The organism is Burkholderia sp. B21-005, from assembly GCF_020843965.1.
GTDB lineage: Bacteria > Pseudomonadota > Gammaproteobacteria > Burkholderiales > Burkholderiaceae > Burkholderia > Burkholderia ambifaria.
Genome location: NZ_CP086301.1, coordinates 2,037,502 through 2,063,204 on the forward strand (window position 1 = coordinate 2,037,502; position 25,703 = coordinate 2,063,204).

The following is a 25,703-nucleotide window of genomic DNA, read 5'->3' on the forward strand; positions in this document are numbered from 1 at the left end:
AACGTCATCCGATGGAGAAGAACGATGCAAAAACGGAATCTTGTGCTGAAAGCCGCCGCGGCGCTCATCGTCGGTAGCCTCGCGCTCACCGGTTGCACCACCACCCCGGACAAGCCGGACAACGCCGCGACCAACGCATCAAAGCGTCAAGCGATCGACTCGAGCGTCGATGCCACGCTGTCGCGCATGTATTCCACGGTCAAGGGTTCGCGTGAGCTCGTCGCGAAGTCGCGCGGCGTGCTGGTGTTCCCGAACGTGCTGCAGGCCGGCTTGATCGTCGGCGGCCAGTCCGGCAACGGCGCGCTGCGCGTCGGCGGCAGCACCGTCGGCTACTACAACACGTCGTCGCTGTCGGTCGGCCTGCAGGCCGGTGCGCAGTCGAAGGCGATCGTGTTCCTGTTCATGACGCAGGAAGCGCTCGACGAATTCCGCGGCTCGGACGGCTGGGCAGCCGGCGCTGGCGCTTCGGTCGCGCTCGTGAAGATGGGTGCGAACGGCGCAGTCGATTCCAACACGGCCACCGCACCGGTCCAGGTCGTCGTGCTGACGAACGCAGGCCTGATGGGCGACGTGTCGATCAACGGCACGAAGGTCACGAAGCTCAAGATCTGACGCTGACGCCATGCCCGTGCACATCGTGCGCGGGCCATGCGCAAACGGCGATGTCCTTGCGGGCATCGCCGTTTTTTTATCCGCCCGCGTCGCGCGTCAGGTCGTCGAGTCGATCACCTTGAAGCGCGAGCGCTTCTGCGCGCGGATCACCGACTGGTAGACGTCGACGTACTGCTGCGCCATCCGGCGCGACGTGAAGCGCTGCTCGAAGCGCTGCCGCACGCGCGTGCGCGGCAGCAGGTGCAGCCGGTTCACGGCGGCCACCGCGCTGATTTCATCCTCCACGATGAAACCCGACACGCCCTCGTCGATCACTTCCGGCACCGCGCCGCGATTGAATGCGATCACCGGCGTGCCGCACGACATCGCCTCGATCATCACCAGCCCGAACGGCTCCGGCCAGTCGATCGGAAACAGCAGCGCATGCGCGCCCGACAGGAATTCGGCCTTCTGATGATCGGCGATCTCGCCGACGAATTCGACGTGCGGCAACGCGAAAAGCGGCTTGATCTCGTTATCGAAGTACTCCTCGTCGGCCGCATCGATCTTCGCGGCGATCCGGATCGGCAGCCCGCACTGGCGGGCAATCCGGATCGCCGTGTCGACGCGCTTCTCCGGCGAGATGCGGCCCAGGAACGCGAGATAGCCCGGCTCGACGGGCTGCGGCATGTACATCGTCTCGGGCAGCCCGTGGTAGACCGTCGTCAGCCACTTCGCCTGCGGCAGCGGCTGGCGTTGCGAGTTGGAAATCGAGATCACGGGCGCCGTGTTGAACGTGTCGAACACCGGCTGCTGCTCGGGCAGGTCGAGCCGGCCGTGCAGCGTCGTCATGTACGGCGTTTCCTGCCGGTTGAAGACCGAGAACGAGTAGTAGTCCATGTGGAAATGGAGCACGTCGAAGTCCTTCGCGCGGCGCGCGACCGTCTCCATCAGCAGCATGTGCGGGGCGACCCGGTCGCGGATCGACGAATCGAGCCGCAGCGCGCGCGGCCACACGGGTTCGAGCTTCGCCCGGGTCGTCGAATCGCCGCTGGCGAACAGCGTCACATCATGGCCGAGATCGACGAGCGCCTCGGTGATGTAGGACACGACGCGCTCCGTGCCGCCGTAAAGCTTTGGCGGCACCGATTCGGTCAGCGGGGCGATCTGGGCAATTCTCATGGTCCACGTCTCCTGTGTCCTGTCCGTTGCCGCACGGCCGGCGGGCGTTTGCGCTGTCGCGCCCGCCCCGCTTTCATGCGGCGCCGGCCGGCATGGCGCCAGCCGAATATCTCATTATTATTCGCGATCCCGAGACAGGGAACCGTCCGTCTTTCATTTTATGGGTGTTGTTACAGACCGGATACATTCCGCTCGTCGCGCCCGGTCTTCGGGAGCGCCGCCGCCGGGGCCCTTCATGGGGCGAAAATCGTCATCGAACGCACGCCGCCATGCCGGTCAACGCGACGGCCACTTCCATGCCGGCAGGTCGCGCGTGTCGGCATCCACGAGCGCGGTCGCGCCCAGCTGCTTGTCGAGCACCAGCGATTCGCAGCCGGCCTCGCGCTCGAGCGTCGCGATGAGCCGCGCCGCATGCGACACGACCAGCACCTGCGAACGCTGCGCGGCCTGCGCGATCAGGCGGCCAAGCGCCGGCAGCAGATCGGGATGCAGGCTCGTCTCCGGTTCGTTCAGCACCATCAATGCCGGCGGCCGCGGCGTCAGCAGCGCGGCCGCGAGCAGCAGGTAGCGCAGCGTACCGTCGGACAGTTCGGCGGCGGCGAGCGGCCGCAACAGCCCCGGCTGACGCATCAGCACGTCGAAGCGGCCGCGGCCGCCCGGATTGTCGATCTCGACCGACGCACCGGGAAACGCGTCGTCGATCGCCGCATCGAGTGCCGCGCCGTCGCCGATTTCGCGAATCGTCTGCAGCGCGGCGGCCAGATCGGCGCCGTCGTCCGCCAGCACCGGCGTATGGGTGCCGATATGCGACTGCCGGGCCGGCGCCTGCGCGTCGGTCCGGAAATGGTCGTAGAAGCGCCACGAGCGGATCCGCTCGCGCACCGCGATCATCTCCGGCGCGCCGGTCGGATCGGCGAACTCGGTCATCATGCTGTCGAAGCTCGCGACCGGCTGCGGAACCGTCCGCCAGTCGCCCGACGCGGTGCGCGTGCGGATCTGCGCGCCCTGCCGGTCGACCAGCAGCGTCGACGGGCGCGGCAGCGCGCCGCCCCAGATGCATTCGCGCTTGACCACCGGATCGAGCGCGAACTGCGAATGGCTCGGGACCGGCAGGCCGAGATCGATCGAATAGCCGAAATCGTCGCACGCGAAGCCGAGCCTCAGGCTCACGGGCCCCTTGCGCACCGTGCCGGTCACCGGCACGTCGCCGGCCAGCATCGCGCGCGAGAAGCGCTCGGGGCCGGCCCACAGCGTCGACGGCAATCCGCCCTCGCGCGCGAGCGACGGGATCACGCGGCCCTGCGCGGTGTCGGCGAGCAGGCGCAGCGCACGGTACACGCTCGACTTGCCGCTGCCGTTCGGCCCGGTGACGACGTTGAGCGCCGCGAGCGGCACGATCAGCTCACGCAGCGAGCGGTAATTGGCGATGGCGAGCGTGTTCAGCGCGGTCATGGTGACGGAAGGCGGGCCACGCGTTCAGCGGCCTTCGACGGCCTGCGGATCGGCGGCGGTGTTGGCCGCCGTGCTGGCGGCGGGCTGCCGCGCATGCGGCCGGTCGGGATTCGGCGCGTCCGGTGCGGAATCGTGCGGATACAGCTCCATCCGGCTGCGCGGCAGGCATTGCGGAAAACGCGCCTGCAGATACGCGATCAACCCCTCGCGCACGCGGCAGCGCAGGTCCCAGCACGACGACGAATCGACCGCGCTGACGAGCGCACGCAACTGCATCGCGCGCTCGGTCGCGTCGGTCACCTGCAGTACCTGTACGCGCCCGTCCCACTCGGGCGCCGCCTGGACCAGCCGCGCGAGCTCCTCGCGCAACGGCGCGAGCGGTGTACTGTAGTCGACCGACAGGTACACCGTGCCGATGATTTCCGCGCTGCTGCGCGTCCAGTTCGTGAACGGATTCTCGATGATCCACTGCAGCGGCACGACGAGGCGCCGCTGGTCCCACAGCCGCACCGACACGAACGAGCCGGTGATTTCCTCGATGCGGCCCCACTCGCCCTGGATCACGACGACGTCGTCGAGCCGGATCGGCTGCGTGAGCGCGATCTGCAGCCCGGCGATCAGGTTGCCGAGCACCGGCCGCGCGGCGATACCGGCGACCAGGCCGGCGACGCCGGCCGATGCCAGCAGGCTCGCGCCGACCTGGCGCACGTTCGGGAACGTCATCAGCGCGGCGCCCGTGCCGATGATCACGATCAGCACCATGACGGTTCGCACGAGCACCTTGGCCTGCGTGTGGATGCGCCGCGCGTGGAGATTGTCGGCCGTATCCATCGGATGGGCCTGGATGATCGCGTCGCCGACGCCGGCCGCGAGCCGCACCAGCAGCCAGGTCAGCGACACGATCGAGCCGACCGCGGCCGCGGTGCACATTCCGCGCACGAACGACATGCCCTCGTCCGCCTGGATCCACAGAAACTCGAGCGCGAGCAGCGCGAGCGTGACGAGCGACGGTTTGTCGATATAGCGCAGGATCACGCTCATCAGCGGATACGGCTGCGCGACGCGCTTGACGATGCGTGCGCCGAGACGATGCACGATCAAGACGACAAGCACGACGATGACCGACACGATCAGCGTGCCGAGCCACGAATGCAACGGCGCATCGGCGATGCGCTGCAGTTCCTCGATTGAAATCATCGGCGCCCGGGATGCTTCGGTTATGAGGCGCGGCGGCCTCGTCCTGGATGCGTCGGCGACGTCCGGGCCGCATGCGCGCCCGGATCCGGCGTCAGATCAACTGCCGCCCCTGCAGGGGAACGCCTTGCCGAGACCGAGCGACACCGCGGTGCTCGCGTTGTAGTCGGCCAGCTTCGGGTTCTCCGCGATGTACTTGCGCACCGCGTCGGTCATCTGCTGCGCCCGGATGTCGGGCGGCAGGCAGAAATACTGCCCGACGCGCGGCCCGGTGGTGCCGCCGATCGCGTCGATGGTGTTGTAGACGCCGTCGGCAGCGCCTTCGATGTAGGCCGCGCACGACGCCCGCGACTTGACGTCCGTCTTCGCGCACAGCCGGTCGAGATCCGCGCCCGTGAAAGCCGCCGCCGACAACGGCACGGCAAACGCCGCGGCACAAAACATAGCCCGCAACATGGTGTTCCTTATGTCAATGCGGCCCCCAGGCCGCTCGCTGCGCTGACCGGCACGGCGGCCGGACACCCGCTGCCGGCCGGGTTCCGGCCGGGCGGGCGCGCCCTGCCGCCGCGCCGAAACCGTCATTTTGCACTCTTTTGGGCATCGGCCGGCGCCGATGCGCCGACACGCACCGTCCGCTTGCTCAGGATGTCGATCGCGTCCGGCGCCTTGTAGTGCTTCGCGAACTCGAGCGCCGTGATGCCGAGCTGATTCTTCACCTGCGGATCGGCGCCCTGGTCGAGCAGCAGATTGACCGTCGTCGCATGGTTGCCGCGGGCGGCCATCATCAGCGGCGTCGTGCCGTTCGGCGACGCCGTGTCGATATACGCGTCGTGGTCGAGCAGGACCTTGACGACCGCGTCCTGGCCGTTGGTGGCCGCGTAGTGCAGCGGCGCCCAGCCCTTCTTGCTGACTTCCGCGCCCTTGTCGATCAGCAGCTTGACGAGGCCGACATCACCGTTCAGCGATGCGAGCATCAGCGCGTTCTCGCCGGCCTTGTCTTCCTTCTCGAGGTCGACGTTCGGCGTCGTGGCGATCGCGGTGGCGACCTTGTCGGACTTCTCGCGCGCGGCGATCACGAGGATCGGGTCGCCGTTCGGCGCGAGCGTGTTCGGATCGAGCTTGCCGCTCTTCAGCTGCTTGCCGATGTCGTCGATGTCGTCGAACTTGACCGCCTTGACGATCGCGTCGAGCGACTCGGCATGCGCGCCGGCGACGGCAAACAGGCCGCTCGCGACAAGCGCGGCGGTGACGAGGGCGCGCTTGGGCAGGTATGTGGTCGGCTTCATCATTGTTGTGGGCTCCTTCCCTGGGTTGTCGGCTGGCCGCGCGTCATGAGCGGGCGATCTTGAACAGCCGGAAAAAGTTCTGCGTCGTCGCATCGGCCAGCGCCTCGACGGCGATCCCGCGCTCGGATGCGATAAAACGTCCGACATGGCTGACGTACGCAGGTTCATTCGGCTTGCCGCGATACGGCACCGGCGCGAGGTACGGCGAGTCGGTTTCGATCAGCAGCCGCTCGAGCGGCACGCGCCGCGCGACGTCCTGCACGTCGGTCGCGTTCTTGAACGTGACGATGCCCGACAGCGAGATATGAAAGTTCTGCGCGAGCGCCTGCTCGGCGACGGCCCACGGCTCGGTGAAGCAGTGCATCACGCCGCCGGGCACGTCCGCGCGCTCCTCGGCCATGATCCGCAGCGTGTCTTCCGACGACGAGCGCGTATGGATGATCAGCGGCTTCATCGTCGCGGTCGCCGCGCGGATATGCGTGCGAAAGCGTTCGCGCTGCCATTCCATGTCGGCGATCGAGCGGCCCTCGAGGCGGTAGTAGTCGAGGCCCGTCTCGCCGATCGCGACGACCTTCGGGTGCGCGGCCAGCTCGATCAGTTCCGCGAGCGTCGGCTCCCGTGCGTCCTCGTGATCGGGATGCACGCCGACCGACGCATAGACGTTGTCGTGCGCCTGCGCGATCGCGAGCACGTCGGGCAGCGTCTCGAAGTCGACCGACACGCACAGCGCATGCGTGACGTCGTGCTCGCGCATGTTCTCCAGCACGGCAGGCAGCCGGTCGGCGAGACCCTTGAAATTGATGTGGCAGTGAGAATCGACGAACATCGTGTTTCCTGAATACGTAAGACGGGCGCTCAGGCGCTCGCCGGCAATCGTTTCCCCACCCGAAGGAAACAATACGCGCTCACGCGAACATTTCCCGATAACCGAGAAACAGTTCCTCGAATACGAGCCGGGCGTTGAGCGGATGGTTCTCGACCGTCCGCTGGCGCGTCACGGCCTTCATGAAGCGCGCGAACGCGTTCGCGTCGACCGCCTCCGCGCAACGCGCGAGCGCGGCCGCCTGCATCGGGAAGTAGCGCGGCGCGCCCGCCATGCGCTGCGCGAGCAGATCGTACAGCCAGCGCTGCAGCCAGCCGAGCACCAGCGGCACCGGCAGCTTCTGCAGCGTCTCGCCGCAGGCGAACGGATCGCACGCGGCGCCGGCCGCGAGCTGGCCGAGCGTGAAATCGCGCAGCGGGCGGTTCTCGTCGCTCGCGAGCGCCAGCGCGGCGAGCGGCGCGCCGCCCGCTTCGGCGAGCAGCGCACGCGCATCGTCGACGCCCCGCGCCGCGAGCCACGCCGCGGCCGCGTCGGGCGCCGGCGCGGTCATCGGCCACTGCCGGCAGCGGCTGATGATGGTCGGCAACAGCCGGTCGATGCGGGCCGACACCAGCAGGAACACGACGCCCGACGGCGGCTCCTCCAGTGTCTTCAGCAGCGCGTTCGACGCGGCGACGTTCAGCGCCTCGGCCGGATACAGCACGACGACGCGCGCGCCGCCACGGTGTGAACCGACCCCGCAGAAATCGAGCAACGCACGCACCTGCTCGATCTTGATCTCCTTGCTCGGCGCGCGCGTCTTCTTGCCGCCTTCATCGGCGTCGGCCGGCTTCGCATCGTCGGCCGCGCCCGGCGCTTCGCCCGCGAGCACCTCGGGCAGCACGATCCGGTAGTCCGGATGGTTGCCCTGCGCGAACCACGTGCAGGCCGCGCAGGTGCCGCACGGCTCGCCGTTCGGCTGCGGCGCTTCGCACAGGAAGCCCTGCGCGAGATGCTGCGCGAACTGCAGCTTGCCGATCCCGGCCTGGCCGTGCAGCAGCAACGCATGCGGCCATTGCGGGCGCAGTTGCTGCAAGCGGTTCCAGTCGTCGGTCTGCCACGGATAGATCATGTGGTGCGTTCCTTCGGGTTACAGCGCGGCGAGCACGCGTTCGAGCTGCTGGCGGATCTCGGGAATCGACTGCGTCGCGTCGACGATCGCGAAGCGGTGCGGCGCCTCTTCCGCGCGCCGCAGGTATTCGCCGCGGGTGCGCGAGAAAAACGCGTCCGACTCGCTTTCGAACTTGTCGGGCATGCGCACGGCGCCGCGGCGCTCGCTCGCCACCTGCGGCGCGACGTCGAACAGCACCGTCAGGTCGGGCTGGAAGCCGCCCTGCACCCAGCGCTCGAGCGTCTCGAGCTTGTCGCGCGGCAACCCGCGGCCGCCACCCTGGTACGCGAACGTCGCGTCGGTGAAGCGATCGGACACAACCCAGTCGCCGCGCGCGAGCGCGGGCTCGATCACGAGCGCGAGGTGTTCACGCCGAGCCGCGAACATCAGCAGTGCTTCGGTCTCGAGATCCATCGGCTGGTTCAGCAGGATCTCGCGCAGCTTCTCGCCGAGCTGCGTGCCGCCCGGCTCGCGGGTGACGACGACCTGCCGGCCGCTCGCGGCCAGCTTCGCCTGGAGACGTTCGCAGAACCATTGCAGGTGGGTGGTCTTCCCCGCCCCGTCGATGCCTTCGAACGTGATGAATTTACCGCTCGCCATTATTGACCTCGTATGTACTTGTCCACGGCCTTGTTGTGATCGCCGAGCGTATCCGAGAACACGCTCGTGCCGTCGCCCTTCGCAACGAAATAGAGCGCGCCCGTCTGGGCCGGATTGATCGCCGCCTGCAGCGAGGCGACGCCCGGCAGGGCGATCGGCGTCGGCGGCAGCCCGCGGCGCGTATAGGTATTGTAAGGAGTGTCTGCCTGCAGGTCGCGCTTGCGCAGACGGCCGTCGTAGGCGTCGCCGAGGCCGTAGATCACCGACGGATCGGTCTGCAGCGGCATCCCGATGCGCAGCCGGTTCGCGAACACCGCCGCGACGAACGTGCGGTCCGCCGCGTGGCCCGTTTCCTTTTCGACGATCGACGCGATCGTCAACGCTTCGTAAGGCGTCTTGTACGGCAGCCCCGGCGCGCGCGCGGCCCATGCTTCGTCGAGACGCGTCTGCATCAGGTGGTACGCGCGCCGGTAGATGTTCAGGTCGCTCGTGCCCTTGTCGAACAGGTAGGTGTCGGGGAAGAACAGCCCCTCGCCGCTGCCGCGCTGGATCGCGGCGTCCGACGCGCCGATCGCGCGCAGCAGCTCGGCGTCGCTCATGCCGGCGCTCGCGTGCGCGAGATCGGGATTGCCGTCGATTTCCGCGCGCATCCGCTTGAAGGTCCAGCCCTCGATCACGGTCGCGACGTACTCGTTCACGTCGCCGCGCGCGATCTTCTGCAGTACATCGTACGGCGTGATGCCGGTCTTGAATTCGTAGTTGCCGGACTTGAGCCGGCTCGACAGCCCGAGCAGGCGCGTCATCGCGACGAAGCCGAGCGGCTCGACCGGCACGCCGCCGCGCTTGAGCTGCAGCGCGACGCTCTTCACGCTGCTGCGCGGCTTGATCGTGACGTCGAGCGACGCGGCGCCCAGCAGCAGCGGCCGGGTCGCCCAGTAATACCCGCCGCCCGCGCCGGCAGCGGCCACAACGACGGCCAGCGCCACGACCGTCGCGGCGCATTTCTTCAGTAGGGACATGGAAACGAGACTCAGGTAAGACCCATATAATACTTGCTCGCCTCCGTCAAAGTCAGAGTTGACTGTTCCCTCATTCCATGAGCACACCGTTCGCTTCACCGGCTGCCCAGGCCGCACCTGCCTCGCTCCCCGTTTTCCGCCGCCCGTCCGCCGCCGATTTCGATGCGCCGGGCGCCTGCATGCCGCTCCCGCAGTTCGGCGTGATCGACGTGGCCGGCGACGACGCCGCGACGTTCCTGCACAGCCAGCTCACCAACGACATCGAGCATCTCGATGCCGCGAGTGCGCGCCTGTCCGGCTACTGCTCGGCGAAGGGCCGCCTGCTCGCGTCGTTCCTCGCATGGCGCGCCGGTCACGGCGTGCGCCTGCTGGTCTCGAAAGACGTCCAGGCCGCCGTTCAGAAACGCTTGTCAATGTTCGTGCTGCGCTCGAAGGCGAAACTGTCGGACGCGAGCGACACGCTCGCGGTGGTCGGCTTCGCGGGCGACGTGCGCGATGCGCTGTCGGGCATCTTCGACGCGCTGCCTGACGGCGTGCACGTGAAGGTCGACGGCCCGGCCGGGGCGCTGATCCGCGTGCCGGACGCGGCAGGCCGCAAGCGCTATCTGTGGATCGGGCCGCGCGCGGAAGTCGACGCGCGCCTCGCCGCGCTCGGCGGCACGCTGCCGGTCGTGTCGCCGGCCGTATGGGACTGGCTCGACGTGCGCGCGGGCGAGCCGCGCATCACGCAGCCGGCCGTCGAACAGTTCGTGCCGCAGATGGTCAACTTCGACGTGATCGGCGCCGTTAACTTCAGGAAGGGGTGCTACCCAGGCCAGGAAGTCGTCGCGCGCAGCCAGTACCGCGGCACGATCAAGCGCCGCACCGCGCTCGCGCATGTCACCGGCGAGACCGACACCGTGCATGCCGGTGTCGAGCTGTTCCACAGCGACGACCCGGGCCAGCCGTGCGGAATGATCGTCAATGCGGCGGCCGCACCCGCGGGCGGCGTCGACGCGCTCGTCGAGATCAAGCTGGCCGCGCTCGACAGCGGCACCGTGCACCTCGGCGCGGCCGACGGACCGACGCTCGCGTTCGACGCGCTGCCGTACGCATGGCCGACGGAAGCGTGACGCACTGATAACCTGTTCGCACGCCGGTTCGCACGTGGCGGCCGGCGCACGATGTTTCCTGCGAGAGATTCGCCTGATGTGTCTGATTGCCTTCGACTGGCAGCCTGATGCCGCCGCCGGTCCTGTCTTTACCCTCACCGCCAACCGCGACGAGTTCTTTCGCCGTACGAGTGCGCCGCTTTCGTGGTGGGAGGACGTGCCGGGTGTGCTGGCCGGCCGCGATCTCGAAGCGGGCGGCACGTGGCTCGGCGTATCCCGCGACGGCCGCTTCGCGGCGCTGACCAATTACCGCGCGCCGTTCGACATTCGCGCGGGCGCACCAACCCGCGGCAAGCTCGTGTCCGATTTCCTCGGCGGCCCGTCCGTCGCGCCGCTCGATTATCTCGGCGCGCTGGCCGAGCACGCGGCCGTGTACAACGGCTTCAACCTGCTGGTCGGCGACTGGAAGCGACGCGAACTCGCGTGGTTCTGCAACCGCGCGGCCGAAGGCGAAACCGCTGTCGCCCCGCCGGTCGCGATCGGCGCCGGCGTGCATGCGCTGTCGAACGCGCGGCTCGATACACCCTGGCCGAAAGTCGTGCGCAAGCGTGCGGAACTCGGCACGCTGCTCACCGACAATCCGACCCCGTCGCTCGACGAATTGATCGAGCTGATGCGCGATCCGCACGTCGCGGACGACGACGCGCTGCCGCACACCGGCATTCCGATCGAGCGCGAGCGTGCGCTGTCGGCCGCGTTCATCGAGACACCCGAATACGGTACGCGCGGCACGACTGCGCTACGCGTGACGATGAAGGAAGGCGTGCGGCTGACGGTCGACATCAAGGAACGCTGCGACGACGACGGCTCGCACCGCACCGTTCGCCCGGGCACGTTCGAGCGCACGTTCACGTTCGACATCGACGCGACGCAGCCGCGCTGAGCCTGCGCGTGCGGCGCCCGGACCTGTTCATACGAATAACGGGCTCTAGGGCGCGCGCGCCATCTCGACGTGCGGCACGCCCACTTCGACGAACCGGTCGCCGATCGTCGTGAAACCGTGCCGTACGTAGAACGCCACCGCGGCATCCTGCGCGTAGAGCCGCACGACCGGTTCGCCGCGATGCCGCGCCGCCTCCAGCAGCGCGTGCAGCACGGCCGATCCGGCGCCCTGCCCGCGCGCGTCGGCCAGCACCGCGACGCGGCCGATCGTGCCGGAGCGCAGCAGCCGTCCGGTCCCGACCGCGCGGCGTGTGCCGGTCGCCGCATCGACACGGTAGGCAACCGCGTGCAGCGACAACGGATCCTCGTCGTCGAGCTCCCATTCCGGCGGAATCCGCTGTTCGCGCACGAACACCGCATCGCGAATGCGTGCGGCATCGCCGCCCAGCACCGTCCAGTCGCCCGTTTCCACCCAGTCGTCGGTCATCGCTTCCTCCGCGCGGCGTCGAGCGCCGCCGCCGTCAAACGTCGTCGAATGCCGCCTTGAGCGCCGCCACCGCGTCGGCATGCGCGGCCCGTACCTCCGGTACGTAGCCACCCATCTTGAAGAACTCGTGGATCATCCCCGGATAGCAGACCAGCGTGACCGAATTGCCGGCTGCGCGCAGCTTGTCCGCGTACGCGGCGCCCTCGTCGCTCAGCGGATCGTATTCGGCCGTCGCGATCCATGCCGGTGCGACACCGGCGAACGACGGCGCATCGCGCTTGCCGTCGAGCGGCGCGAACCGCCAATCGTCGCGATCGGACCGATCGCGCACATATTGCGTGAAGAACCACTGGATCGTGTCCTGCGTCAGCAGGTAGCCGTTCGCGAGCCGCGCGTGCGATTCGGTGTCCTGGTAGCCCGTCACGCCCGGATAGATCAGCATCTGCAGCGCAAGGTCGATGCCCGCGTCGCGCGCGAGCACCGCGCAGACGGTCGCGAGCGTGCCGCCCGCGCTGTCGCCGCCGAGCGCGAGCCGCGTCGCGTCGATGCCGAAGGCGGCGGCCTCGCGATGCAGCCAGCGCAATGCGTCGTCGGCGTCGTTCACCGCGGTCGGGAACCGGTGTTCGGGCGCGAGCCGATAGTCGACCGACAGCACCGCGCACTGCGCGTCGCGCGCGAACATCCGGCACAGCGCGTCGTGCGTATCGACGCTGCCGACCGTGAAGCCGCCACCGTGGTAATAGACCAGCGCCGGCAGCGGTTCGGCGAGGCTCGGCTCGACCGGCAGGTACAGCCGCGCGCCGATCGAGCGGCCGTCGCGCGTCGGCACGACGCAGGCCTCGATCGAATGCATCGGCGCGGGTGCGACGTCGAGAATCGGTGCGCTCTTCTCGTACGCGGCGCGCGCCTGCTGCGGCGTCTGGTGGTGATAGGACGGACGTTTCGCGCGCTCGACCATATCGAGCACCTGGGCGATCTTCGGATTCAGCGGCATCGGTGAGGACGGCGCGTGCGGCGCCGTGAGCGGACAAGCGTCACATGATGCCACGCGCGGGTCAGACGAGCTGCACCAGCTGCTTGCCGAAATTGCGGCCCTTCAGGAGCCCAAGGAGCGCGGGCGGCGCCCGCTCGAGCCCGTGTGCGATCGTCTCGCGGTAATGCAGCCGCTTCGTCGCGACGAGTTCGCTCAGCTCGGCCAGCGCGGGCGGCCACGCGTCCGGATGCTCGAATACGATGAAACCCTGCATCGTCAGTCGCGAGCGCAGGATCAGGCCCGGATTCGCGAGCGGCGCGGGCACGCCGTCGTAGCCGGCGATCATCCCGCATACCGCGATCCGACCGAACGGTCTCCTTGGCTTCATTCGCGCCATATCGCCATCCCGTCGCGGATCCGTGCCGCAAAACAAAACGGCCCTGCCTTCGATCAGGCAGGGCCGCTCGTTCCGGCGCTTACGCGTCGCTCGGGCCGGGCTGGGCATCCGGCGCCGTGCGCGTGCGTTGTCGCTTGATGTCGCGGCCCACTGCGAGCCGCCGCATGTACTTGAACGTGCCGAGCGCCTTCGCGACGAAGTTGCCGTCGCTGTCGCGCACTTCGCCTTCGCAGTACGCCATCGTCGTCGAACGATGCATCACGCGTCCGTACGCGCGCAGCTCACCGCGCCCCGGTTGCATGAAGTTCACCTTCATCTCGACCGTGACGACGCCAACGCCGTCGTCGGTCAAGCTGCGCGCGGCCATCGCGAGCGCGATGTCCGACAGCGTCATCGTCACACCGCCGTGCGCGATGCTCCACGTGTTCATGTGCCGCTCGTCGAGCGGCAGCACGATCTCGCTCGCGCCGTCCTTCGCGGACACGAGCCGCACGCCGAGCAGATCGACGAACGGGCTTTCGATCGACGGGCCGTCCGTCGGGGATGCCGCGTCGCTCATCGTGCGCTTTCGGAGAAATAGTCGACGCACTGGCGCGATTCGGCCACCGCAACGACGAATTTCTTCACTTCCTGGTGAATCGGGTGCACCTGGTACGCATCGAGCGCGGCCTGGTCCGTGAAATCGGACACGAGCACGACGTCCGACGTCGCGTCGAGGCCGGGCGTCGCCACGCCGACGTCGAGCTGCAGGATGCCCGGCACGAGATCGCGGCAGCCTTCGAGCTTTTCCTTCAGCTTCAGCGCGTTCTGCGCACGCGTGCCGCCTTCCGCCGATTCCTTCAACTTCCACATGACGATATGTCTGATCACTTCGTTCGCTCCAGTTCGTGGTGGTTCCGCGATTCGCGTAGAACCCTTACCAGTGGGGCATCAACTGCCCTTTCATCGTTCGCTCACGCTCGTCGGAAATCGCGCCCAGCCGACGAAAAGACGGGTATCAAAGCGGGTTCAATTTCAAACTTCCAACGACGATACGCGCTTTTTCACCGTGCCACTTACCGACGTCAAGATCCGACAAGCGAAAGCAGGCAACAAGCCTACCAAACTTACCGACGGCAATGCGCTGTATCTCGAGGTGCGTCCATCAGGCTCGAAGCGCTGGCGATATCGATACGGATCAGGCGACGGTCGCTGCATTCAATCCCGCTTACGTTTCTGTCTTCCCGAGAAGCTACGTCACTAAGCAAGTATTCGACGACAAGCCGGGCGTCGGGTGGATGATCTATTTGCCGAAGGTCGTCACGCAATAGAGATCCGGCTCGTCGAGCAAGATCTCCTGCCCGCCTTCAGGGATCTGTAAGCGCGCTGCCGGCTCGAAAGTGCGCACCGGCATCGTCAGTTGGAACAGCCCCACAGGCTGCGCCGCGTCGTCCCGGCTATAGATGATCAGCTCGTCGTGCTTCACTTGATCAATTGCAGCACGTCGCGAAAGCGCGGATGCCGACTGGACCCGAGCCATTCGAACCCGATCATCTCGACGGTCGCGATCTCTACGCCGTTCGCCCCGAGCCTGCCGATCGCCGCTTCTCGATCGACCGTTTTGCGGGAACCCACGGCGTCGCTGACCACCGTGACTTTACGGCCGCTCCGCAACAGGCCGAAGGCCGTTTGCAACACGCAGACGTGTGCCTCGCAACCGGCCACGATGACGCTATTGCGTTCGGCCGGAAGCGCATCGGCCAGACCATCCGCACACGCGTCGAAATGGTCCTTGGTCACGGTGTCCGAGCACAACCCTTTGATCTCCGACACGCTCTCGCCGAGTCGGAGCGGGCTTTGCTCGGTCCCGATGACCGGCACCTCGAATATCCGTGCAATACGGCCGAGTCGAACGGCCTGCGCCACGACAGACGCCCCGGCGTGGATCGCCGGCATCAGTCGTGTCTGAAAATCGACCAATACGAGCACTGAATCGTCGGGTACGTGCAGCACCGCGCATTCTCCAAAATGATGTAAAGGCAACCTCGTCCGGCGCCGATCATCGATGCAACATCCAGCTACGCGAAGGACCGAAATCGAAAGCGGCGGACGCCTCCAAGCCTACCAAATTTGTCGGCGCCGACGGGCGATCGCGAACGCTGCGGTACGGGACGGAACTCGGAAGCGGCATCGCGCGACGGCACCCGGCTCCATGCCGGGAACACCGATTGCTAAAGCACCGGCAAATGGCCTATACCGACATCCATTGCCGATCGATTCTCGCCCAATCTCAAACTCGATTATTTTCAATTCATCCTGATTCGAACATTTTACCGACCCATCTGGAAATAATTGCATCCGCTTTTCAAGCAATCATCCGAGAGTTTTCAAAAACATTATTGACTCCATCTTTATCCGAACTTTAGAATCCCCTACGACAGCTTACGTTTCACTTCCCCGCCGCACACGCGCCGCTTCCGGCGCCATGCCGGGGCACCTGTAGAAGAATTCATTCGTGCCTCACCGGGGCGAAGTCTCCTTTTGCTTTTCAATTCGGGCATTTAACCGCCTGCCGGTTATTCCATCCAATTCGCCCGCATCGCGTCCGGATTAAATCGCGCATTCATCCGAATGTCGTCGCGCCGGACGAAGCAGGCCGATCGCCCGCTGATTCGATCATTCTCATAAAAAATCACCATTCACCAGGAGGGACATCACATGCATCGTTTCGCGAAGTCGCTGTGTATGGGATTCGTCTGCGCCGGCCTGCTCGCGGCCTGCAACGACGACGACGTCAAACCGGCCAATCCGCCGTCGAACCAGGCCGCACTGTCGTTCCGCATGGACGCCGGCGGACAGATCAATGCGTTCTACCGGCAGGACCAGGTCGCCGCGCATCTGCTGGTGCGCTCGTCGACGAAACCGCGCCTGCTCGTGGTGTTTCCGGCCGGCAACAGCGGCACCGGGCTGTGGTTCGACGATACGGCGCAGCCGGTGAACTGGAGCCTCGACACGCCGCCCGCCGCGCTGTCGGCGCCCGACTCGCACGGTCGTCCGCTGCACGGCATCGGTGCCGACGTGTCGGTCGACACCGATACGCTGGCGATCCGCCAGGGCCTGCTCAGCAACGTGCGCTTCCTGCGCGACTTCAACGGCGGCGCGACGATTCCGCCGGAGATCGTCACCGCCCCGACGATCCAGGGCAGCGCCGCGCAATGGCAGCGCGACAGGATCGACGGCGCCCCCGGTTACGCGCTGCGCATCACGCTGCGCGACGGCGGCAGCATCGCACCGGCCGCAGGCGGCAAGCTCGTGCTGCGCGCGGCGCCCGGCACACGCACGCTGAAACTGCACGTCGACGCGCTGTCGGGCGAGACGCCGCTGTCGCCGATCACGCGCGCCGACCTGCTCGCGCCGTCCGTGAACCCCGACCCGGTCAGCCAGAACGTGCTCGAATTCCTGAGCTTCCACGACAAGCTGCTGGCCGGCTCGTGGCAGTACGACACATACTTCGGCCGCGACACGCTGATCTCGGTGCGCATGCTGATGCCGGTGCTGGAGCCGGCGGCGATCGAGGCCGGCCTGACGTCGGTGCTGAGCCGCCTGTCGAACGACGGCAAGGTCGCGCACGAGGAAGGCATCGGCGAATTCGCGCTGGTCGACAACGCGAAGAAAGGCCGGCCGAACGATGCGACGCCGGCCTACGACTACAAGATGATCGACAGCGACTACCTGCTCGCGCCGATCGCGGCGGCCTGGCTGATCGACGACACGCGCGGCCAGGCACGCGCGGCCGCCTATCTCGCGCAACGCGGCAGCGACGGCCAGACCAACGGCAGCCGGCTCGTCGTCAACCTGCTGCACGTCGCGGCGACCGCGCAGCCATTTGCGCAGCAGCCGTCGGTCGCGAACCTGATCCGCCTGCGGCCCGGCGAGATCGTCGGCAACTGGCGCGACAGCACCGACGGGCTCGGCGGCGGCGTCTACCCGTACGACGTGAATGCAGTGCTCGTGCCGGCCGCGTTGCGCGCGGCGAACGCGTTCCTCGCGCGCGGCCTGCTCGATCCGTACCTGGACGCCGGGCAACGCGCGGCGCTCGCGAACACGGCGACCGAAGCGGCCACCTGGGAGCAACAGGCGCCGCCGCTGTTCCAGGTGAGCGTGCCGGCCGCGCAGGCGGCGACCGACGTGTCGACCTATGCGCCGTCCGCCGGCGTACCAGCCGGCACCGCGCCGAGCGCACCGCTGTCGTTCTACGCGCTGTCGCTGGACCAGCAAGGCACCCCGATCCCGGTCATGAATTCCGACGGCGGCTTCGCGCTGCTGTTCGGCACGCCGCCGGACGACGAACTCCAGCGGATCGTCGCCGACGTCACGCGGCCCTTCCCGACCGGGCTCGTCACCGATGTCGGGATGCTGATCGCGAACCCCGCGTATGCGAGCCAGGCGCTGTGGTCGAAGTTCACGAGTTCCGCGTATCACGGCACGGTGATCTGGTCGTGGCAGCAGGCGATGTGGGTCGCCGGGCTCGATCGCCAGCTCGCGCGCCAGGACCTGTCGGACACGACGCGCACGCTGCTGACGCAGGCACGGCAGACGATCTGGCAGGTGATCTCGAACGGACGTGACATGCGCACGTCGGAGATGTGGACCTGGTCGTACGTCAACGGCCAGTACCGGACCGACGCATTCGGCACGCGCAGCGCAGATGCGACCGAGGCCAACGCGGCGCAGCTGTGGAGCACGACGTATCTCGCGATCCGCGATCCGCAACTGCGCACGGGCAAGTACTGGTGGCAGGCAGCGCAGCGGATTCAGGACGCGCAGCCTGTGAACGCGGCGGCGATTGCGTCGCGATAGTCGGGCCGTCGGTGAAACGAAAGCCCCGCGCGCGGATTCGCGGGCGGGGCTTCGTTCGGGTTGCGCGCCAAACGGCGGTACGTGGCATCACGCCCTTGGCCCGCATCAACGCGCGCGGCGCCGCCGGGTGCGCAGCGGTCGCTCGTCAGTGCGCGACCACGCGATTGCGCCCGTCGCGCTTCGCCTGGTACAGCCGTTCGTCGACCGCGCGCAGCAACGCATCGACCGTACTCCCGTCGACACCGTACTGCGCGACGCCGACGCTGACCGTCACCTGCACGCGCTTGAAATCCAGCCCGAACGGCGAACTCGCGATCGACGAACGCACGCGCTCGGCCGTCATGCGGGCGCCTTCGAGCGGCATCTCGGGCAACAGCGCCATGAACTCCTCGCCGCCGACCCGCGCGAGCGCACCTGCCGGACGAATCGCCTCGAGACACTGGCGCACGACGCCGCGCAGCACCTCGTCGCCGATCTGGTGCCCGTACGCGTCGTTGATGTTCTTGAAGTTGTCGAGATCGAGCGCCAGCAGGCAAAACGGCGTGCCGTCGCGCTCCGCACGCACGATCTCGCGCTCGACCTGCCCGATGAACTGGCGGCGGTTCGAAGCCCCCGTCATCGGATCGGTCGCGGCCATGTACTCGAGCTTCTGGTTCGTGCGCCGCAACTCCTGCAGCGCGCTATCGGTGCGCGCCATCGATTCCGACAGCCGGCTCATCAGGTCTTCCTGGCGGTAGATCGCCGAGAACGAGCGCGTCGTCTGCAGCGCCTGCACGACGCCATAGCTGAGCAGGAAGAACCCGCCCGCGAAGATCGCATGCGCGAGCCACCACATGTGATTCCATGGCTTGCCGAGGATGAACGCGAGCGACGATAGCGCGAACGCCATGATCGACATGCCGTAGATCACCATCAGCGGCGAACGGATGCGCCTTGCGAGCAGCACGCCGACGTTCAGCAGCGAAAACACCAGCGCGCCGCCTTCCATCGACAGCCGCGTGCCCAGCGCGCCGGCGACCGGCGAATAAGCGATGTAGGCGACCACCACATTGATGATCACGAAGAACGCGATCCATGGCAGCCAGGTTAGCGCGCGCGTGCGCTTTTCCGGCCGATCGGGCGGATTCGAATACGACAGCATGCCCGTCAGCAGCAGGATCGACATCACGAGCCGCGACGCGGGCCCGTACAGCAGGAACAGCCAGATATTGTGGTGCGCCATCCCGGTGAAGACGCCGTGCAGCGAGTAGATCATCGCGAAACCGAGAAAGCCGAGTGTCAGCCAGCGCAGCAGCGGCTCGCCGGACGACCGGTAGCACACCCACGTCACGTAGGTGACGAATGCGCCTTCGAGCGTGGCAGCCGCGATCGCGATTTCATGGAATGCGTGGCTCTCGAACACGACGCGCGGGTCGCCGAAGAACCACAAATAGGCAATCAGATAGGCCGGCAAGAGCGCGAATCCGACCAGCAGGCATTTCGCGTAGAGCCTTGCGGCCGCGCTGACGACGCGCGGCGGTTCCCCGGATGCATAGGTCGTGCTCAATTTGAACCCCGTTTCGGTCTGCTGCGTGGTTCGAACGTCCACGGTGCCGGAAACGCGTGCTGCATCGTCTTCGCCGGCTACCGGAAACGCGTCGCGAGCGTCGGTGCAACGCACGCGCCGGCCCATCCCGCCGAAAGGCAAATGTCAGAGCAAGTATAGATGCGGCAATTCGTTTGACAAGTAAGGGGAAACGGCAGCATGAAATCTACACCTTTTGCTGCCCATTCCTTGCGAATAGCATGCGAATACCGGCGCTCGCGGCTTCCACCCACGAAGCCGCGAGCGCCGGTCGGTCAAAATCAAACGATTTCGAACAGGCCGGCCGCCCCCTGCCCGCCGCCGATGCACATCGTGACGACCACATATTTCACGCCGCGCCGCTTGCCTTCGATCAGCGCATGGCCCGTCAGGCGCGCACCCGACACACCGTACGGATGGCCGACCGCAATCGCGCCACCGTTCACGTTCAGGCGGTCCTCGGGAATCCCGAGCGTGTCGCGACAGTACAACACTTGCACCGCGAACGCTTCGTTCAGTTCCCACAGGCCGATGTCGTCGACCTTCAGCCCCGCCTGCTTCAGCAGCTTCGGCACGGCGAACACCGGGCCGATGCCCATCTCGTCCGGCTCGCAACCGGCCACCGCGAAACCGCGGAACACGCCGAGCGGACGCAGCCCTTCGCGCTGCGCGACATCCGCGTTCATCACCACGCACGCCGACGCGCCGTCCGAGAACTGGCTCGCGTTGCCCGCGGTGATCACGCCGCCGGGCACGGCCGAACGGATCTTCGACACGCCTTCGAGCGTCGTGTCGGGCCGGATGCCTTCGTCGGCCGCCACCGTCACGTCCTGCGTGAACAGCCGGCCCGTCGCCTTGTCGGCAATGCCGGCGCGTACGGTGATCGGCACGATCTCGTCGTTGAAGCGCCCGGCTTCCTGCGCGGCCGCGGCCCGCAGTTGCGACTGCACGCCGTACGCGTCTTGCCGCTCCTTCGAAATCCCGTAGCGCTTCGCGACGTTCTCCGCCGTCTGCAGCATGTTCCAGTAGATCTCGGGCTTGTGCTCGACGAGCCAGCCTTCCTGGACCATATGCCGGTTCATCTCGTTCTGAACGCACGAGATCGATTCGACGCCGCCTGCGATGTACACGTCGCCCTCGCCCGCGATGATCCGCTGCGCGGCGAGCGCGATCGTCTGCAGACCGGACGAGCAGAAACGGTTCACCGTCATCCCCGGCACGCTCACCGGCAGCCCGGCGCGCAGCGCGATCTGCCGCGCGATGTTGGCGCCGGTCGCGCCTTCGGGGTTCGCGCAACCCATGATCACGTCCTCGATGCGCGCGGGGTCGAGCTTCGCGCGTTCGAGCGCGGCCGCGACCACGTGGCCGCCGAGCGTCGCGCCGTGCGTCATGTTGAATGCGCCGCGCCACGATTTCGCGAGCGGCGTGCGTGCGGTCGATACGATTACGGCTTCGGTCATGCGAGTCTCCTTCGGTCCTGCTGTCCTGAATCGGATGGGAATGCGCTACGCCGTCGGGCGCGCGCCCGCGGACGTCACATGTGCGACGCCCGCCGCCTGCATCTGTTGCCATGCGTGCGCGAGCGACCCGTTCAGGTCGATCGCACGGCACGCATCGTTGATCACCGCGGCCTCGAAGCCAGCCGCGCGCGCATCGAGCGCGGACCACGCGACGCAATAGTCGGTCGCGAGCCCGCAACACCACACGCGCTTCGCGCCGAGCTCGCGCAGATAGCCGGCGAGCCCCGTGCGCGTCGTGCGGTCGGCTTCGACGAACGCGGAATAGCTGTCGAGCTGGGCGTCGCCGCCCTTGCGGATCACGAGCCTGGCATGCGGGATGTCGAGATCGCGATGCAGCGCCGCGCCTTCGGTGTCCTGCACGCAGTGCACGGGCCACAGCACCTGCTCGCCGTACGGCAGCGCGAGCGTCGAGAACGGCTCGTGCCCCGGGTGGTTCGCCGCGAACGACACGTGTTCGCGCGGGTGCCAGTCCTGCGTCAGCACGACTTGGTCGAAGCGTCGCGCGAGCACGTTGATCACCGGCACGACCGCGTCGCCGTCCGGCACCGCGAGTGCGCCGCCCGGCATGAAGTCGTACTGCACGTCGATCACGAGCAATACGTCGTCAGTGCGTTTCATTGCGTTTCTCCTTGCGGGCTTCGCCGTGCCGTCACGCGGGGCCCGTCAGTCGTTGAATCCGCGTCCGGCCGCCGCCCGCTCGACGATCGACGGTGCGAGCTGCCACGCGTCGCCGTTCGGCGCGGCCGCGTAGCGGCGGATCGCCCGCTCGACGTTGTAGAGGCCGACCATGTCCGCGTACAGCATCGGGCCGCCCCGCCAGAGCGGGAAGCCGTAGCCGGTCAGATAGACCATGTCGATGTCGGACGCCTTCGACGCGATCTTCTCCTCGAGAATCTTCGCGCCTTCGTTGACGAGCGCGAACACGAGCCGCTCGACGATCTCGTCGTCGCCGATCTTGCGCCGCTCGACGCCGCGCTCCTTCGAATACGCGACGACCATCTCGTCGACAAGTGCCGACGGCTTCGCCTTGCGATCGCCCGGCACGTAGTCGTACCAGCCGCCGCCCGTCTTCTGGCCGAAGCGGCCCTGCTCGCACAGGCGGTCGGCGATCTTCGAGTACTGCAGATCGGGCTTCTCGACATAGCGGCGTTTGCGGATCGCCCAGCCGATGTCGTTGCCGGCGAGGTCGCTCATCCGGAACGGGCCCATCGCGAAACCGAACTTCTCGATCGCACGATCGACCTGCGCGGGCAGCGCGCCTTCCTCGAGCATGAAGAGCGCCTGGCGGATGTACTGCTCGATCATCCGGTTGCCGATGAACCCGTCGCACACGCCCGACACGACCGCCGTCTTGCGGATCTTCTTGGCGATCGCCATCACGGTCGCGAGCACGTCCTTCGCGGTCTGCGCGCCACGCACGACCTCGAGCAGCTTCATCACGTTCGCGGGGCTGAAGAAGTGCATGCCGACCACGTCCTGCGGACGCTTCGTGAACGCGGCGATCTTGTCGACGTCGAGCGTCGACGTGTTCGACGCGAGGATCGCGCCCGGCTTCGCCACCGCGTCGAGCTGGCCGAACACCTGCTCCTTCACGCCGAGCTCCTCGAACACGGCCTCGACGATCAGATCCGCGTCCTTCAGGTCGTCGTAGGACAGCGTCGGCGTGATCAGCGCCATGCGCGCGTCCAGCTTCTGCTGCGTGAGCTTGCCCTTCTTCACCTGCGCGTCGTAGTTCTTGCGGATCGTGACCAGCCCGCGCTCGAGTGCGTCCTGCTTCGTCTCGAGGAGCGTGACGGGCAGGCCCGCGTTGATGAAGTTCATCGCGATGCCACCGCCCATCGTGCCCGCGCCGATCACGCCGACGCGGCGGATCTCGCGCACCGGCGTGTCGGCCGGCACGTCGGGAATCTTGCTCGCCGCGCGCTCGCCGAAGAATGCATGCCGCAGCGCGCGGCTTTCCGGCGTCATCATCAGCGCGACGAAGCCCTCGCGCTCCGCGACGCTGCCCTTGTCGAAGCCGTTCAGCACGCCGGCTTCGATCGCGTCGATGCACTTGTGCGGCGCGGGGAAATTCGGTGCGGCGGCCCGCGCCGAATTGCGCGCGAACTGGATGAAACCCGCGGCGTTCTCGTGGACGATCTTGCGATCGCGCACGCGCGGGTGCGGCCCCTTCTGCGCACCGACCTTGCGCGCGAACGCGACGGCCGCGTCGAGCAGGTCGCCGTCGGCCATCGCGTCGAACAGCCCGCTGTTCGCGAGTTGCTCCGACGGCACCGGGGCGCCCGACACGATCATGTTCAGCGCGGTTTCGAGGCCCACCGCACGCGGCAGCCGCTGCGTGCCGCCCGCGCCCGGCAGCAGGCCGAGCTTCACTTCGGGCAGCGCAACCTGCGCGCCGGGCGCCGCGACGCGATAGTGCGCGCCGAGCGCGAGCTCCAGGCCGCCGCCCATCACGACGCTGTGCAGCGCCGCGACGACCGGCTTCGCGCTCGCCTCCACCGCGCGAATCACGGTGTGCAGCGTGGGCTCCTGCAGGGCCTTCGGGGTATTGAATTCGGTGATGTCGGCGCCGCCCGAGAACGCGCGGCCCGCGCCCGTCAGCACGATCGCCGTGACCGACGGATCCTGCATGGCGCGATCGAGCGCGTCCATGACGCCCTGGCGCGTCGACAGGCCGAGCCCGTTGACGGGCGGATTGTTGAGCGTAATGACGGCCACGCCGTCGCGAGTCGAGTAATCCACTGCCATCTGCCTGCCTCCATGCATCGCGCGCCGGGGTGGCTGCGCTTCATTGTGCGCGGTCGAACGGCCGCATGTCCGGATCGAACGGAGGCAGCATACAACGAAAAAGCACGGTCGTTCAATTTGAATTTTTCCCGATCCGGGGGGCGGATCGGGCGACCGCGTGGCGGACCGTGGCCGGCCCTGACTTACGACTCGCTGACGGCCGTCGGCAGCACGTAGTCGCGGAACGTCTCGCGCAGCTTCAGCTTCTGCAGCTTGCCGGTCGCGGTGTGCGGCAGCGACTCGACGAACACGACGTCGTCGGGCACCCACCACTTCGCGACCTTGCCCTCGTAGAACGCGAGCAGCGCGTCGCGGCTCAGGTTCGCCCCCTCGCGCGGCACCACGACGAGCAGCGGCCGCTCGGTCCATTTCGGGTGCGCACAGGCGATGCAGGCGGCTTCGGCGACGCCCGGGTGCGCGATCGCGACGTTCTCGATGTCGATCGAGCTGATCCACTCGCCGCCGGACTTGATCACGTCCTTGCTGCGATCTGTGATCTGCAGGAAGCCGTCGGGGTCGATCGTCGCGACGTCGCCGGTGGGAAACCAGCCGTCCGACAGCGGCGACGTATCGCTCCGGAAGTAGTGATCGATCACCCAGGGCCCGCGCACCTGCAGTTCGCCGAACGCGACGCCATCCCACGGCAGTTCGTGGCCGTCGTCGCCGACGATCCGCATGTCGACGCCGCAGATCACGCGCCCCTGCTTCTCCAGCAGCCGGCGCTGCGTGTCGAGCGGCCGCTGTGACTGCGCCCAGTTGAGCTTCGCGAGCGTGCCGAGCGGCGACAGCTCGGTCATCCCCCACGCATGGATCACGCGCACGCCGTATTCGTCCTCGAACGTGCGCAGCATCGCGGGCGGGCACGCGGAGCCGCCGATCACCGTGCGGTTCAGCGTCGAGAAACGCACGCCGGCCTCGCGCATGTAGTTCAGCAGCCCGAGCCACACGGTCGGCACGCCCGCGGAAAACGTCACGCGCTCGGCCTCCATCAGTTCGTACAGCGACTTGCCGTCGAGGTCCTTGCCGGGCAGCACGAGCTTGCCGCCCGTGAGCGGCACCGCGTACGGCAGCCCCCACGCGTTCACATGGAACATCGGCACGACGGGCAGCACGGCGTCCAGCGCCGACAGGTTCATCGCGTCGGGCAGTGCGGCGCCGTATGCGTGCAGCACCGTCGAGCGATGCGAATACAGCACGCCCTTCGGATTGCCCGTCGTGCCCGACGTGTAGCACAGGCCCGACGCCTGCAGCTCGTCGAGGCGCGGCCAGTCATAGTGGCCATCTTCGGCGTCGACGAGCGTTTCGTAGCACAGGTACGGCAGCGCGCCGGACGGCACGTGCGCGGCGTCGGTCATCGCGATCCAGCCCTTCACGTGCGGGCACTGCGGCGCGATCGAATCGACGAGCGGCGCGAAATTGATGTCGAAGAAAACGTAGCGGTCTTCCGCGTGATTGACGATGTAGGCGATCTGCTCCGGAAAGAGGCGCGGGTTGATCGTGTGGCACACGGCGCCCATTCCGCCGATCCCGTAATACGCCTCCAGGTGCCGGTAGCCGTTCCAGGCCAGCGTGCCGACGCGGTCGCCCGATTCGACGCCGAGCCGTGCGAGCGCCTGCGCGAGGCGCTTCGCGCGTTGCTCGCAATCGCGGTACGTGTAGCGATGCAGGTCGCCTTCCACGCGCTTCGACACGATCTCCGTGTCGCCCGCATAACGCGCGGCATGCGCGATCAGCGACGACACCAGCAACGGCATGTCCATCATCTGGCCCAGCAACGGCTTACCCATCGTCTTGTTCTCCCGGAAG

At 67.4% G+C, this 25,703-nt stretch carries 25 protein-coding genes and 1 pseudogene; 5 read left to right on the forward strand and 21 right to left on the reverse strand.

Annotated features, from left to right (window positions below):
• The first annotated feature begins 24 nt into the window (after positions 1 to 24).
• Positions 25 to 612, forward strand: a complete 588-nt coding sequence (locus LMA02_RS09555) for a YSC84-related protein (RefSeq protein ID WP_006761880.1) — start codon at positions 25 to 27, stop codon at positions 610 to 612.
• A gap of 96 nt (positions 613 to 708) precedes the next feature.
• Here the strand turns inward: LMA02_RS09555 and LMA02_RS09560 are convergent, their stop codons facing one another.
• From LMA02_RS09560 to mltG, 9 genes are all read right to left on the reverse strand, one after another.
• The gene (locus LMA02_RS09560) at positions 709 to 1,773 is read right to left on the reverse strand and encodes a glycosyltransferase family 4 protein (RefSeq protein WP_228904533.1); all 1,065 of its coding nucleotides are present in this window, start codon (positions 1,771 to 1,773) and stop codon (positions 709 to 711) included.
• A gap of 276 nt (positions 1,774 to 2,049) precedes the next feature.
• Positions 2,050 to 3,225, reverse strand: a complete 1,176-nt coding sequence (locus LMA02_RS09565; RefSeq protein ID WP_228904535.1) for an AAA family ATPase — start codon at positions 3,223 to 3,225, stop codon at positions 2,050 to 2,052.
• Positions 3,226 to 3,249: 24 nt separating this feature from the next.
• Positions 3,250 to 4,422 (reverse strand): mechanosensitive ion channel family protein, encoded by a 1,173-nt coding sequence (locus LMA02_RS09570; protein ID WP_228904537.1) that lies wholly within the window; start codon positions 4,420 to 4,422, stop codon positions 3,250 to 3,252.
• Positions 4,423 to 4,518: 96 nt separating this feature from the next.
• Entirely contained in the window at positions 4,519 to 4,875 is a 357-nt protein-coding gene (locus tag LMA02_RS09575) for a Rap1a/Tai family immunity protein (RefSeq protein ID WP_006755340.1), read from the reverse strand.
• A gap of 122 nt (positions 4,876 to 4,997) precedes the next feature.
• Positions 4,998 to 5,708, reverse strand: a complete 711-nt coding sequence (locus LMA02_RS09580; RefSeq protein ID WP_228904540.1) for an ankyrin repeat domain-containing protein — start codon at positions 5,706 to 5,708, stop codon at positions 4,998 to 5,000.
• 40 nt (positions 5,709 to 5,748) lie between these two features.
• Positions 5,749 to 6,531, reverse strand: coding sequence for a TatD family hydrolase (locus LMA02_RS09585; RefSeq protein ID WP_228904542.1), 783 nt, complete (start codon positions 6,529 to 6,531; stop codon positions 5,749 to 5,751).
• A gap of 79 nt (positions 6,532 to 6,610) precedes the next feature.
• On the reverse strand, positions 6,611 to 7,639 hold the full coding sequence (locus tag LMA02_RS09590) for a DNA polymerase III subunit delta' (RefSeq protein WP_228904544.1): 1,029 nt from the start codon (positions 7,637 to 7,639) through the stop codon (positions 6,611 to 6,613).
• Between the two features lie 18 nt (positions 7,640 to 7,657).
• Positions 7,658 to 8,278 carry a dTMP kinase gene (gene tmk / locus LMA02_RS09595; protein ID WP_006755651.1) on the reverse strand — a complete coding sequence of 207 codons (621 nt, stop codon included), beginning with the start codon at positions 8,276 to 8,278 and terminating at the stop codon, positions 7,658 to 7,660.
• The gene (gene mltG, locus LMA02_RS09600) at positions 8,278 to 9,297 is read right to left on the reverse strand and encodes an endolytic transglycosylase MltG (RefSeq protein WP_228904545.1); all 1,020 of its coding nucleotides are present in this window, start codon (positions 9,295 to 9,297) and stop codon (positions 8,278 to 8,280) included. The genes tmk and mltG overlap by 1 nt, the downstream gene beginning before the upstream one ends.
• A gap of 77 nt (positions 9,298 to 9,374) precedes the next feature.
• Between mltG and LMA02_RS09605 the strand changes: the two genes are divergently transcribed.
• The gene (locus tag LMA02_RS09605; RefSeq protein ID WP_228904546.1) at positions 9,375 to 10,409 is read left to right on the forward strand and encodes a YgfZ/GcvT domain-containing protein; all 1,035 of its coding nucleotides are present in this window, start codon (positions 9,375 to 9,377) and stop codon (positions 10,407 to 10,409) included.
• 76 nt (positions 10,410 to 10,485) lie between these two features.
• Positions 10,486 to 11,331 (forward strand): NRDE family protein, encoded by an 846-nt coding sequence (locus tag LMA02_RS09610; protein WP_228904547.1) that lies wholly within the window; start codon positions 10,486 to 10,488, stop codon positions 11,329 to 11,331.
• 45 nt (positions 11,332 to 11,376) lie between these two features.
• On the opposite strand, the gene LMA02_RS09615 is transcribed toward LMA02_RS09610, so the two are convergent.
• The 5 genes and pseudogenes from LMA02_RS09615 to LMA02_RS09635 all read right to left on the reverse strand — a co-directional run bounded on the left by LMA02_RS09615 (position 11,377) and on the right by LMA02_RS09635 (position 14,057).
• Positions 11,377 to 11,817, reverse strand: coding sequence for a GNAT family N-acetyltransferase (locus tag LMA02_RS09615; protein ID WP_228904548.1), 441 nt, complete (start codon positions 11,815 to 11,817; stop codon positions 11,377 to 11,379).
• Between the two features lie 34 nt (positions 11,818 to 11,851).
• Positions 11,852 to 12,811: an alpha/beta hydrolase gene (locus LMA02_RS09620; RefSeq protein ID WP_228904550.1), complete on the reverse strand. Its 960-nt coding sequence runs from the start codon at positions 12,809 to 12,811 to the stop codon at positions 11,852 to 11,854.
• Between the two features lie 61 nt (positions 12,812 to 12,872).
• Positions 12,873 to 13,196: pseudogene (locus LMA02_RS09625) on the reverse strand (NADP-dependent oxidoreductase); the annotation flags it as partial.
• Positions 13,197 to 13,266: 70 nt separating this feature from the next.
• The gene (locus LMA02_RS09630) at positions 13,267 to 13,746 is read right to left on the reverse strand and encodes a PaaI family thioesterase (RefSeq protein WP_006753420.1); all 480 of its coding nucleotides are present in this window, start codon (positions 13,744 to 13,746) and stop codon (positions 13,267 to 13,269) included.
• Positions 13,743 to 14,057 carry a Dabb family protein gene (locus LMA02_RS09635; RefSeq protein WP_228904551.1) on the reverse strand — a complete coding sequence of 105 codons (315 nt, stop codon included), beginning with the start codon at positions 14,055 to 14,057 and terminating at the stop codon, positions 13,743 to 13,745. Before LMA02_RS09635 ends, LMA02_RS09630 begins: the two co-directional genes overlap by 4 nt.
• On the opposite strand from LMA02_RS09635, the gene LMA02_RS35395 reads away from it, so the two are divergent.
• A complete protein-coding gene (locus LMA02_RS35395) occupies positions 14,038 to 14,430 on the forward strand; it encodes an Arm DNA-binding domain-containing protein (RefSeq protein WP_324251165.1) in 393 nt (130 codons plus the stop codon). The genes LMA02_RS09635 and LMA02_RS35395 overlap by 20 nt on opposite strands.
• Before the next feature lie 39 nt (positions 14,431 to 14,469).
• Here LMA02_RS35395 and LMA02_RS35520 read toward each other — a convergent pair whose 3' ends face one another.
• Both LMA02_RS35520 and LMA02_RS09645 read right to left on the reverse strand, forming a co-directional pair.
• The gene (locus LMA02_RS35520) at positions 14,470 to 14,652 is read right to left on the reverse strand and encodes a hypothetical protein (protein ID WP_416378648.1); all 183 of its coding nucleotides are present in this window, start codon (positions 14,650 to 14,652) and stop codon (positions 14,470 to 14,472) included.
• Positions 14,649 to 15,179 (reverse strand): isochorismatase family protein, encoded by a 531-nt coding sequence (locus LMA02_RS09645; protein ID WP_228904552.1) that lies wholly within the window; start codon positions 15,177 to 15,179, stop codon positions 14,649 to 14,651. The genes LMA02_RS35520 and LMA02_RS09645 overlap by 4 nt, the downstream gene beginning before the upstream one ends.
• 705 nt (positions 15,180 to 15,884) lie before the next feature.
• Between LMA02_RS09645 and LMA02_RS09650 the strand changes: the two genes are divergently transcribed.
• Positions 15,885 to 18,026 (forward strand): hypothetical protein, encoded by a 2,142-nt coding sequence (locus LMA02_RS09650; protein WP_228904553.1) that lies wholly within the window; start codon positions 15,885 to 15,887, stop codon positions 18,024 to 18,026.
• Positions 18,027 to 18,171: 145 nt separating this feature from the next.
• Here the strand turns inward: LMA02_RS09650 and LMA02_RS09655 are convergent, their stop codons facing one another.
• The 5 genes from LMA02_RS09655 to LMA02_RS09675 form a co-directional block, all read right to left on the reverse strand.
• Complete coding sequence (locus LMA02_RS09655) at positions 18,172 to 19,572, reverse strand: GGDEF domain-containing protein (protein WP_228904554.1); 1,401 nt, start codon at positions 19,570 to 19,572, stop codon at positions 18,172 to 18,174.
• Between the two features lie 299 nt (positions 19,573 to 19,871).
• Entirely contained in the window at positions 19,872 to 21,050 is a 1,179-nt protein-coding gene (locus LMA02_RS09660; RefSeq protein WP_228904555.1) for an acetyl-CoA C-acyltransferase, read from the reverse strand.
• A 45-nt stretch (positions 21,051 to 21,095) separates the two neighbouring features.
• Positions 21,096 to 21,728 (reverse strand): bifunctional nicotinamidase/pyrazinamidase, encoded by a 633-nt coding sequence (gene pncA, locus LMA02_RS09665; protein ID WP_228904556.1) that lies wholly within the window; start codon positions 21,726 to 21,728, stop codon positions 21,096 to 21,098.
• A 45-nt stretch (positions 21,729 to 21,773) separates the two neighbouring features.
• On the reverse strand, positions 21,774 to 23,858 hold the full coding sequence (locus tag LMA02_RS09670) for a 3-hydroxyacyl-CoA dehydrogenase NAD-binding domain-containing protein (RefSeq protein ID WP_228904558.1): 2,085 nt from the start codon (positions 23,856 to 23,858) through the stop codon (positions 21,774 to 21,776).
• Between the two features lie 182 nt (positions 23,859 to 24,040).
• Entirely contained in the window at positions 24,041 to 25,684 is a 1,644-nt protein-coding gene (locus LMA02_RS09675; RefSeq protein WP_228904560.1) for a 3-(methylthio)propionyl-CoA ligase, read from the reverse strand.
• Between the last annotated feature and the right edge of the window lie 19 nt (positions 25,685 to 25,703).